Annotated in this window: 8 protein-coding genes; 5 read left to right on the plus strand and 3 right to left on the minus strand. The window is 36.4% G+C overall.

All coding sequences use genetic code 11. The features are described from left to right. Positions 1-378: 378 nt before the first annotated feature. The 5 genes from GQ593_RS12715 (at position 379) to tkt (ending at position 6,692) form a co-directional block, all read left to right on the plus strand. Complete coding sequence (locus tag GQ593_RS12715; protein WP_085248100.1) at positions 379-621, plus strand: FeoA family protein; 243 nt, start codon at positions 379-381, stop codon at positions 619-621. After that, the gene (gene feoB / locus GQ593_RS12720) at positions 618-2,942 is read left to right on the plus strand and encodes a Fe(2+) transporter permease subunit FeoB (RefSeq protein ID WP_337189727.1); all 2,325 of its coding nucleotides are present in this window, start codon (positions 618-620) and stop codon (positions 2,940-2,942) included. Before GQ593_RS12715 ends, feoB begins: the two co-directional genes overlap by 4 nt. A 77-nt stretch (positions 2,943-3,019) precedes the next feature. Continuing rightward, on the plus strand, positions 3,020-3,256 hold the full coding sequence (locus GQ593_RS12725; protein ID WP_160403885.1) for a FeoC-like transcriptional regulator: 237 nt from the start codon (positions 3,020-3,022) through the stop codon (positions 3,254-3,256). 340 nt (positions 3,257-3,596) lie between these two features. Continuing rightward, positions 3,597-4,547 (plus strand): transaldolase, encoded by a 951-nt coding sequence (gene tal / locus GQ593_RS12730; protein ID WP_160432374.1) that lies wholly within the window; start codon positions 3,597-3,599, stop codon positions 4,545-4,547. Between the two features lie 138 nt (positions 4,548-4,685). Continuing rightward, entirely contained in the window at positions 4,686-6,692 is a 2,007-nt protein-coding gene (gene tkt, locus GQ593_RS12735) for a transketolase (RefSeq protein WP_160432375.1), read from the plus strand. A gap of 71 nt (positions 6,693-6,763) precedes the next feature. Here tkt and GQ593_RS12740 read toward each other — a convergent pair whose 3' ends face one another. The 3 genes from GQ593_RS12740 to rimO form a co-directional block, all read right to left on the minus strand. Further along, positions 6,764-8,338: a phosphoethanolamine transferase gene (locus tag GQ593_RS12740; protein WP_160432376.1), complete on the minus strand. Its 1,575-nt coding sequence runs from the start codon at positions 8,336-8,338 to the stop codon at positions 6,764-6,766. A gap of 398 nt (positions 8,339-8,736) precedes the next feature. After that, complete coding sequence (locus GQ593_RS12745) at positions 8,737-10,125, minus strand: MATE family efflux transporter (protein WP_160432377.1); 1,389 nt, start codon at positions 10,123-10,125, stop codon at positions 8,737-8,739. Positions 10,126-10,133: 8 nt separating this feature from the next. Further along, on the minus strand, positions 10,134-11,450 hold the full coding sequence (rimO, locus tag GQ593_RS12750) for a 30S ribosomal protein S12 methylthiotransferase RimO (protein ID WP_160432378.1): 1,317 nt from the start codon (positions 11,448-11,450) through the stop codon (positions 10,134-10,136). Positions 11,451-11,834: the final 384 nt, after the last annotated feature.

An 11,834-nucleotide genomic window follows, 5' to 3' on the forward strand; every position in this document is an offset into this window, starting at 1 on the left:
TTATTCATATTTGTTCCTTTTTTAGTGGTGATAAGTTTACCTTACCCCTTAAAAAAGTTGTATGAATTAGTGTAGCCGATCCATAAATGAAATAAATGGGATGCCTGAGCAGTTTTTATAAAAACAATAGCGCTTTTAGAACATCTGAAAGCTATTGTTAAGATTTATTTGACAGGTATAAAAGCGCAAAACCGAATGAGTTTTAATTTGAGTTTTCTATGGTTTAGCTATTTTTTCGTTTTTTTTACTTGTTATTTATTGTTATTGAGAATAATTCGCATTTTTACACTAAAAATAACTCTGATTTTTTTTTAAAATATGCATCTTTAATTTAAACGATTACTTTTATTAATACTATCGTTATTTTTAGGAAGCATAATGTCATCTTTTACCCTTAACCAGTTACCTTTAGGGCGCGAGGCGGTGATTACTCGTTTATTACCTGAATCGTTACCCTTTCGTCGAAAATTGCTTGCAATGGGCATTACGCCTGGTTGTAAGGTGTTAGCTGTACGTGTTGCGCCACTTGGTGATCCGATTGAAATTAAAATGCGTGGATTTGCACTTTGTTTACGTCGTAAAGAAGCGCAAGCCATTGAAGTGATGGAGGTAAGTGCGTGAAGTTAGCATTAATTGGTAACCCTAATTGCGGTAAGACAACGTTATTTAATGTACTAACGGGCTCAAAACAGCGAGTAGGGAATTGGCCTGGTGTAACCGTTGAGCGTAAAACTGGTATGTTCACTTATCATCATACGCAATATGAAGTTATCGATTTGCCCGGTACGTATTCGATTGAGCCAGATCCGCTTAGTGTTTCGCAAGATGAACTTATTGCGCGCCAATTCGTGCTGTCCGAAAGTGACAGCCTGATTATTAATATTATTGATGCAACTAATTTGCAACGCAGTTTGTATTTAACTTGCCAGTTGATTGATTTGCAAGTGCCAATGATTGTTGTGTTAAATATGATCGATGCTGTTAAAGCCATGGGTGAACAGATTAATGTTGATTTGTTGTCAACTTTGCTCGGTTGTCCTGTGGTGGCAATATCATCTCGCCAAAAAATGGGTTTGCAGGGCTTTTATCAACAAATCGAAAACATGATAATGCGTCCATATACTGCACAGCCATCGATTGATCTGCTTGGCAATGATCAGCAAGCGGTGATTCATCGTTATCTTTGCGATCTGCCTGAAGATAGCGTTGTGCGCCAATTTAATCGCTGGCAATTGATAGATGCCTTATTAGATGATTCGCGCTATCGCTTATCACAACGTGAAACCAAAATGTTAGCGGACTGCCGATTGTCGCTTGCAAAATGGTGTGATAATGAAATCGATGTGGCACTTGCTAGCGCTCGTTATGACACGATTGATGTAATTTGTAAAAAAGTCATTGAGAAACCGCGTGAGCTTAGCCGTCATTTTTCTGATAGGTTAGATAATATTACGTTAGGGCGTATTACTGGGATTCCATTCTTTTTGCTAGCTATGTATGCCATGTTTATGGTGGCAATTAATTTTGGAGCGGTGTTTATTGATTTTTTTGATGTGCTTTTTGGTACTATTTTTGTTAATGGCACAACCGAGCTACTTCACACTATCAATGCTCCAAATTGGATTACAGCTATTTTAGCCAATGGTATTGGTCGCGGCATTCAAACTGTTTCAACGTTTATTCCTGTTATTGGGGCGATGTTTTTTTGTTTGTCGTTTTTAGAAGATTCTGGCTATTTGGCGCGTGCAGCAATGGTTATTGATCGGCTAATGCGCAGTATTGGTTTGCCGGGTAAAGCATTTGTGCCAATGCTTGTGGGGTTTGGCTGTGGTGTACCAGCCATTATGGGCACGCGAATGCTAGAAAGCACACGTGATCGCATTATGTCGATTTGTATGATTCCTTTTATGTCCTGTGGGGCAAGGTTGCCGGTCTATGCATTATTTGCAGTAATATTCTTCCCTAAAAATTCCTCTATAGTGGTGTTTGCGTTATATTTGTTAGGCATAGCGGTGGCAATGGTGACGGGCTTTGTGCTCAAATTTACTTTGTTAAAAGGTTCACTCACACCATTTATTATGGAAATACCTGTGTATCGTATTCCGACTTTAAGTAGTCTAATTAGTTTGACTTGGCAGCGCTTAACGTCGTTTATTTTTAGAGCGGGTAAAGCTATTGTGTTGATGGTAACAGTGTTAAGTGTGCTTAATTCATGGGGAAGTGATGGTTTGTTTAGGCAAGAAAGTTCTCAAAACTCTATGCTTTCTGTTGTTAGCCAAAAAATCACGCCTGCATTTGCACCGATGGGAATTAACCATGATAACTGGCCAGCAACAGTAGGAATTTTTACTGGTATTTTTGCTAAAGAATCGGTAATTGCAACACTCAATTCGCTTTATGCTATCGATGATGATAACGAGCAAGCCGAGCCATTTAGTTTGTCGCAAGGAATTTTAGAGGCGCTAGCAACCATTCCGAAAAATTTGGCGAGTTTGTCGAATGCAGTTTTAGATCCGTTAGGATTTAACACTGCTTCACAAGATATGGATTCACTACAGGTTGATTTAGCGGTGGATTCGACAACAATTTCACAAATTAAAAATGGGTTTGGTACCCCTTCAGCTGCGATGAGTTATTTAATTTTTATTTTACTTTATACTCCTTGTGCTGCAGCGTTGGGCGCAGTTTATCGCGAAGCTGGTTTTAAGTGGATGGTATTTGTGGCAATTTGGACTTTTACCGTTGCGTGGCTTACGGCAACTATTTATTATCAATGTACGTTACTTGGGCATTCGCCTGTCGCCGTTTGGTGGCTAATGGGGTGCAGTGCATTTATTGTGGTAATGGTACTGTTTATGCGTATTTTTGGGCAATATTTGCCTTTTAATCAATCAGCAGCGCCAAATATATCCCATTGTAAAAAATCATCATGCTGTCAGTAAATAAATGCCTGGCTAATTTGTAAAATATAAATAGAGGAAAAGTATGCAGGGATCGCCCTGCAACTTTGGTTATGACTATGTTAATAACATCAATTCGTGATTATGTACAATTAAAAGGTCGTGCACCATTGCAAGATATTGCCAGACACTTTCACTTACCCGAAAGCGCAACTGAGCAGATGTTACGTTTTTGGATCAAAAAAGGCGTGATAAAATTGATAGCGCAAGATCAGCCACTGCCTTGCCAAGCTAATCAGTGCCGTTCTTGTATAAGTTGTGGTTTAACCAGTCAACTTGAATATGTTTGGGCTTAAGCAATTAAATTATAATTTAGCGAATTTTTAAATCTGCAAATTTTTTTGTTAAGCATTTTGTCGATTTAAAGATCGATTAATGCAAATTAATCCTAATTTGATTTTGTGATTTAATTCACATAATTGAATTTATTTGTACGCTAAAAATAGCAAACATAACTAATATTAATGAGTGATAATGTTACGGTAAAGCCTGATTTCGCCTTCTTTGTTTGCTTTTCACTGTGTTTTTTTGAACACAACCAAAATGAATCATCATCTAATGACAAAGTCGTTTTATTATGGAATAAATGTTATTATACTTTACATTATAATAACACGCTGTATGAGGATAAAAAGTATGAGTCAATTAGATGAATTTAAAAAATTAACTGTGGTGGTAGCTGATACGGGTGATATCGATTCGATTAAGCAGTTTTCCCCCGAAGATGCAACAACAAATCCCTCTCTTGTTTTGAAAGCAGCACAACTTCCTCAATATCGCAATTTAATTGATTCTGCAGTGCAAACCGCTAAAAAATTAGGTGGCAGTAAAGAACAGCAGTTAGTTAATGCGTGTGATCAAGTTGCGGTGAATATTGGTGCCGAGATTTTAAAAATCGTTCCAGGACGAATTTCTACCGAAGTGGATGCGCGTTTGTCTTTCGATAAACAAGGTTGTATTGAAAAAGCGCGTAAAATCATTGCACTTTATCAAGAAAAGGGCATTGATAAGTCTCGTATTTTAATTAAGATTGCGTCAACGTGGGAAGGTATTAAAGCGGCTGAAGTACTTGAAAAAGAAGGTATTAACTGTAATTTAACGTTATTATTTTCGTTCGCGCAAGCGCGTGCGTGTGCTGAAGTCAATGCCTTTTTAATTTCGCCATTTGTAGGGCGTATTTATGATTGGTATCAAGCTAAAAAACCAATCGATCCTTATGTGGCTGATGAAGATCCGGGCGTTGTTTCTGTGCGTAATATTTTTAATTATTATAAACAACATGGTTATAAAACAGTTGTGATGGGTGCAAGCTTCCGTAAAGTCGATCAGATTTTGGCATTAGCCGGTTGTGATAGGTTAACAATTTCGCCTAATTTACTTGCCGAAATGCAACAATCAAATGCGCCTGTTGTGCAAAAACTTAATCCAAATCAATCTTTGGTTGAGCGCCCTACGCCAATGACCGAAGCCGAATTTAGATGGCAACATAATAGTGATGCCATGGCAGTTGAAAAATTAGCCGAAGGCATTCGCGCATTTGCCGTTGATCAAGGAAAATTAGAAGATATGATTGGCGCACTGCTATAATCATTTGCACATGATAGGGGAGTTAGCTCCCCATTTTTATACTAATTTTTGTTGATTTAACTAGCTATTTTGCAAGTGATATCCACCTTGCAGGTATTAACAAATTTTTACTCAAAAAATTTTTTTGGAGATTATAATATGAATGCAACCACACTATCCCACCGCGAACTGGCGAATGCGATAAGAGCATTGAGCATGGATGGCGTACAGAAAGCAAAATCAGGGCATCCTGGTGCGCCTATGGGTATGGCAGATATGGCTGAAGTGCTTTGGCGTGGCTTTTTAAAACATAGTCCAAACAACCCAAAATGGGCTGATCGCGACCGTTTTATTTTATCAAATGGTCATGCTTCTATGTTGATCTATAGTTTATTGCATTTAACCGGTTATGACGTAACCATTGATGATCTAAAAAATTTTCGTCAGTTGCATTCAAAAACTGCAGGACACCCTGAATATGGTTATGTACCGGGTGTTGAAACAACAACCGGACCTCTAGGTCAAGGTATTGCTAATGCCGTAGGTATGGCTATTGCCGAAAGAACCTTAGCTGCACAATTTAATAAACCTGATCATACTATTGTTGATCACCATACTTATGTGTTTATGGGTGATGGTTGTATGATGGAAGGTATTTCGCACGAAGTGTGTTCGTTAGCAGGTACTCTTAAATTAGGTAAACTTATTGCGTTTTACGATGATAATGGCATTTCAATCGATGGTGAAGTCGAAGGTTGGTTTACTGATGATACAGCAAAACGTTTTGAAGCTTACGGCTGGCATGTTATCCGTAGTATTGATGGTCATGACGCTAAAGCGTTAAAAGAAGCTATCGAGCAAGCGCAGGCGGTAACCGATAAACCATCATTATTAATGTGTAAAACGGTGATTGGTTTTGGTTCGCCAAATAAAGCCGGTAGCCATGAAAGCCATGGTGCACCATTAGGCGATGCCGAAATTGAAGCAACACGTAAGGCGCTTGGTTGGAATTATCCTGCTTTTGAAATTCCTAAAGACTACTATGATGCTTGGGATGCTAAAGCTAAAGGTAAGCAGATCGAAGATGAATGGAATGTTCGTTTTGATGCTTATGCTAAGGCTTATCCTGAATTAGCCAAAGAATTTAAGCGTCGTGTTAATGGTGATTTGCCGGTAAATTGGTCACAAATTGCTAACGATGTGGTGAATAAACTCCAAGCAAATCCAGCAACAATTGCTACCCGTAAAGCATCACAAAATGCTATTGAAGCTTTTGCCCCAGCTTTACCCGAGTTTTTAGGTGGTTCGGCTGATTTAGCACCAAGTAATTTAACCATGTGGTCAGGCTCTAAAGAGATCTTAGCTAATGCGGATGGTAATTATATCCATTATGGTGTGCGTGAATTTGGTATGTCTGCTATTATGAATGGTATTGCATTACATGGTGGATTTATTCCTTATGGTGCGACATTCTTAATGTTTATGGAATATGCACGTAATGCCATTCGAATGGCGGCATTAATGAAGATTCGAGCTTTATTTGTCTATACTCATGATTCAATTGGCTTGGGTGAAGATGGACCAACGCATCAACCTGTTGAGCAAATGGCAAGCTTACGTATGACGCCTAATGTGAGTACTTGGCGACCATGCGATCAAGTCGAGTCAGCTATTGCGTGGCAATATGCAATAGAACGTAAAGACGGTCCAACAGCGCTGATTTTTTCACGACAAAATCTTAAACAACAAGATCGCACTGCTCATCAATTAGCTGATGTATATCGCGGTGGTTATATCTTAAATGATTGCATAGGTACACCTGATTTAATTATTATTGCGACGGGTTCAGAAGTTGAACTTGCCGTTGAAGCTTATCAACAATTGACACAAGCAGGTAAAAAAGTGCGGGTGGTATCAATGCCATCAACTGATGCGTTTGATAAACAAGATCAGGCTTATAAAGAGTCAGTATTGCCATCGTCAGTCACAGCCCGCCTTGCTATTGAAGCGGGTATTAGCGATTATTGGTATAAATATGTTGGCCTTAATGGTAAAGTAATTGGCATGACAAGCTTTGGTGAATCAGGTCCAGCAGATCAACTGTTTAAAGAGTTTGGCTTTACTGTTGAAAATGTACTTGCTCAAGCAAATAGTTTATTGAAATAGTTAATTTATTATACTAAAAAACACCATCAGTGAAATATTGATGGCGTTTTTTATTATTTAAATAATGACTATTAATTAAAAGGATTTGGATCGTTTTTTAATTTATTAAATTGATATAATTTATTGTTATCCCAATCTTTAACTTTGATATTCTGTTGTTCGGGTATCTCAGAAAGCTCATTTTGCATATAATCATGTTTTACATCTAATTTAACCCCAATCCAGTTGCTTAACAAATAAACTAGTTGGAATCCCGATATTTGTTTATTAATTTTTTGTTGGGAGGATTTATCTGAATCAAAAAAGATAAATGGAACTCGATAGCTATCTTGATAGTTTGGATTGTGTCTTAAATCATTATATTGATCTGCATGTGCAAGGCCATGATCGGCAAAATAAACAACGGAATAGTCTTGATTATGTTTTTTTAATATATTGATGGTTTGTGCAATAAGATCATCTGTTTCTTTAATGCTACTGACATAACAAGAGATGTTTTTATTATTTAGATCAAACTGTACTTTAAATTCTAATCGCTTACAAAAGTTAGAGTGTGAGCCGATTAGATGCATAACAATAAGTTTTGGTTTACTATCTTCTGTCGATAAAATATTGTCTAATTCCGGTAATAATAAGGTATCATGTTTTCCTCTTGAGGATTTGCCATTATATTCTCCTTTTTTGGTATAAAAAGAATGCTTTGCATAAGCAGCAATACGAGGTACGGTAATTTCAATTGCACCTAATTTACCTTGATTTGAAAGCCAGTAAGTTTCAAACCCAGCATCATTCGCAATGCTAACAATATTATTATTTAGTTGGGCATTTACTTTTTTGTCCTCAGAAAAGATGGATTGGCTAATGAGGTGTGGAATTGATGATTGAGTATTTGGGGCAGGTGTGATTAATCCATCCCAAATAACACTAGCATGGTTACGGGCAAACGGTGTATTGTCATATTTAAAACCATAGGCACTCATATAGTCTTTTCGTACGCTTTCGCCAATGATAATAATGTAGGTTTTATGCTTTGGATTAACCGATACAATTGGAATGCTATTAGTTTGCTCAATTTGTTTAAGTTGCTGCTGCTTTTCGGTTAAATATATGTTTGTACTTTCATAAAATGCAAGGCTAAACTCTAAAATTGGATATTTAATATTTTTTAAAAAAGAGTAAGTTATTGAACTGAAAGTGTTTGGATGATGTCGAATAATAGTTTTTATTGGTTTATAACAACACAATCCTAATACAAAAATAATTAAATAGCGGTTATTTATTTTTGGAAACGAAAATTTTTTAAATAAGATAATAAAAAATAATATTAAGATTAGTGGAACAAAATAAAAATAACTAGGCAGTTGTGAACAAAACTCTGTCATTTCATCAATATCTGTTTCAGTGATAGCACTAACCACTGCAACGTTAGGTGGACCATAATAAAATCCCACAGGTAGATAGAGTGCTGCTATCACAAACCAGATAGCAAAAAAGATTCGAAAAAAAGTAAATCGCCCTAAAAAGATAAGGGAAAAGTAAGTCAGAAATATGCGATCCAATTTTTGCTCAAAACCTAATAGATAAATAAGCAAAATAGAAAGACAAATACACACGCTGTGCGAAAATAGATTTTCTTTTTTTATCATTACAATAGCTGGATTTATTATATCAATTTTAGTTTGTAACATTATAAATTTATTCAAAATTTAAGCAATATTTTTTATTTAATTCATTAAATAATCAGATATTTTAATTCGCATATTAAGAAATGATCATTAAATAGAATTATTATTGCTCAAGGTGATGCTGATATTAGTGATAAACGTAACTTAGGGATTGATATCGACAAGGCAAAAGTGAAAAGGTTTCTTTTATCGGCTGGTTTGCTATCTTGGGCCCATGCCCGAATTCTAGATGAAATCGGCTACTTGTTGATAATTATTAAAGAATTAACTCATTTTTTAATTATTGAAAAATCAATAATTGGTTATTATAAAAATGTAGTTAATCCTTTCTATATTATTAAATTCTTATATAGGTAATTTTATTTTGATGCTCGTTCTAAAATAACATCAACGGGTTGTTTTTGGATGTAGATCATCCTAGCTATTAATAGTAATGCTGCAACAGCAAGTCCTGATATAATACCTATCCAAAAACCAGCCGCGCCAATTGGTTCAATGATTAGGTTGGTTAATCCTAAAACATAGCCAACGGGCAGTCCAACTACCCAATAAGAAAGTAGGGTGATAAAAAAGATGCTTTGGGTATCTTTATAACCTCGTAGCACGTTACTTGCTACTACTTGTAAATAATCTGATGCTTGATAAATAGCTAATAATATAATGAGCTGCATACAGATAGCAATGACGGCTGTTTCTTTAGTGAATAGAGCGACAATCGGTGTTTTAAAAATAACTAAGATTAGCGCAACAATAATCGCGATGGCTAAGGATATGGCTAAACTAATATAGGCGGTTTGTTTGGCTAATGCAGGTTTTTTATTACCCAGTAAATAACCAACACGAATACTGGTTGCAACACCAAGAGATAATGGAATGGCAAAGGTTAAACTACTGATGGTAAATATAATTTGATGCGCAGCAACGGTTATTTGACCTAATGGGGCAATTAATAATGCAATCACAGCAAATAAGCTCATTTCAAAAAAGTAAGCGAGCGCAAGAGGAGTGCCAAGCACAACAATTTTTTTGATTATAACAAAATCAACTAGTTTAGTGATTGGTGTCTGGCGAATGTCGCATTGGCTTGCGCTAGTGAGTGTGTATAAGCGTATTAATATAAACATAAGCCAAAAGATAATTGTCGCTGTAATGCCACAGCCGACTCCGCCAAAAGCAGGTAAGCCTAATTTTCCATAGATTAAAACGTAGTTAATTGGAATGTTGACAAGAAGAGCAATGAATATGATCACCATGGCTGGCTTTGTGTTTGATAGTCCTTCACATTGATTGCGGTAGACCAAAAAAAGCAAGAATGCTGGCACACCCCACATTATGGCGCGTAAAAATGAGACGGCAACGTCAACCATTTCGGGATCGATTGGGTGATCAGCTGAGCTTCTTAAGTTAATGACTTTGTCAGAATGATATAGAAACAACATCATTAATATTGATAATATGAGTGCTATTACTACACCTTGACGTGTTTGATTAGCAACTTGATCACGTTTAGCTGCACCATTTAAGTTTGAAATAATTGGTGTTAATACCGTTAACAAACCTTGTCCAAATAAAATTGTGGGCAACCAAATTGACACTGCAATAGCCACACCAGATAGGGCAGTTTTGCTATAATTTCCTGCCATAATGGTATCGACAAATGTGATTGCTGTTTGTGATATTTGTGCAATAAGTACAGGAACCGCTAATTTAGTAAGATTTTTTATTTCGTGTTTATAATGTTGTTTCATTGTTTTTATTAACGTTTAACCGTTCCCCATAAGTCGTATTCATCAGAATGTTCAATGTTAACTTGAACAATATCACCAACATTGACTTGGTTTTCTTCGTTTAAATAAACAACGCCGTCGATTTCAGGGGCATCAGCCATGCTGCGACCTATTGCGCCTTGCTCATCAACTTCGTCAATAATTATAGATAATGTTTTGCCTATTTTGGCTTGTAATTTTTGTGTTGAGATTTTTTGCTGTAATTGCATAAAACGATCAAAACGTTCTTGTTTGATTGTTTCTGGAATTTGGTTTGCCAGTTCATTCGCAACAGCACCTTCTACTGGACTGTATGGGAAACAGCCAACCCGATCTAATTGGGCTTGCGATAAAAAATCAAGTAGTAATTCAAAATCTTGATCAGTTTCGCCTGGATATCCCACTATAAACGTTGAACGTAATGTAATATCTGGACAGATTTCGCGCCACTTATGAATACGTTCTAAGGTTCTTTCAATCGATCCGGGGCGTTTCATTGATTTTAAAATAGTTGGGCTTGCGTGTTGTAATGGCACATCTAAATAAGGCAAAATTTTACCATCAGCCATTAATGGAATTAGATTATCAACACTTGGATAAGGATACATATAATGCAATCTAACCCAAATTCCTAAATTTGATAGTTGTTCACACAGGGTTTGAATATCAGTTTTTAATGGCATTCCATTCCAGAAATTGGTGCGGTTTTTGATGTCGATACCGTAAGCCGAAGTATCTTGGGCAATGACCAATAACTCTTTAACGCCACTATCTGCTAAACGTTTTGCTTCATCCAAGACATTCCCAATTGGTCGGCTAACCATATCTCCACGCAAAGAAGGAATAATACAGAATGTGCAGCGGTGATTGCAACCTTCGGAAATTTTAAGATAAGCGTAATGTTTTGGCGTTAATTTAACGCCTTGACTCGGGATTAAACTGGTAAAAGGGTTGTACTCGGGTTTAGGGGCATATTTATTCACATGACTTAAAACCGCTTCATAGCTATGTGGGCCAGATATTTCAAGAACTTTTGGATGTACAGTTCGAATTTGATCTTCTTTGGCTCCAAGGCATCCAGTTACAATGACTTTTCCATTTTCGTTTAGTGCTTCGCCGATTGCTTCAAGCGATTCTTGTACTGCACTGTCAATAAATCCACAAGTGTTAACGATGACTAAATCAGCATTGTCATAGCTAGGTACCACTTGATAACCTTGCGTGCGTAGTTCGGTTAAAATTCGCTCAGAGTCAACTAAGTTTTTAGGACAGCCAAGGCTCACAAATCCAATTGTAGGGGGTGACATATTCATAGTATTTATAATAATAGTGTTTTATGTTTAAAGAGGTATTGTTTGAGAATTAATAAACTATATTTGTTAATTATCATTTGCAAATCAAAATGAAGCCGGCATTTTATCATATTTCATCATAGTTGATACACTGATTTTCAAATTTGAAATTTATATTAACAATGCTTTGGCTTATTTATTAGTTATGAGCAATAGTGACGGAAAGTAGCCAGTTTGCTTGAATAAAAAGGATTATTTGTTGGATATTATTTCACTATCTATCTAATAAAAAATAAAGCCTTTATTGCCAATAAAGGCTTCAGATTGATGACAAAGAACTCGCTTTTTGGCGAGTTCTTTGATCTAATAGAGAAGAGTCCATGATAAGAGGAATTCTTC

The sequence above is a fragment of the Gilliamella sp. Pas-s25 genome (assembly GCF_009795885.1).
Lineage (GTDB): Bacteria > Pseudomonadota > Gammaproteobacteria > Enterobacterales > Orbaceae > Gilliamella.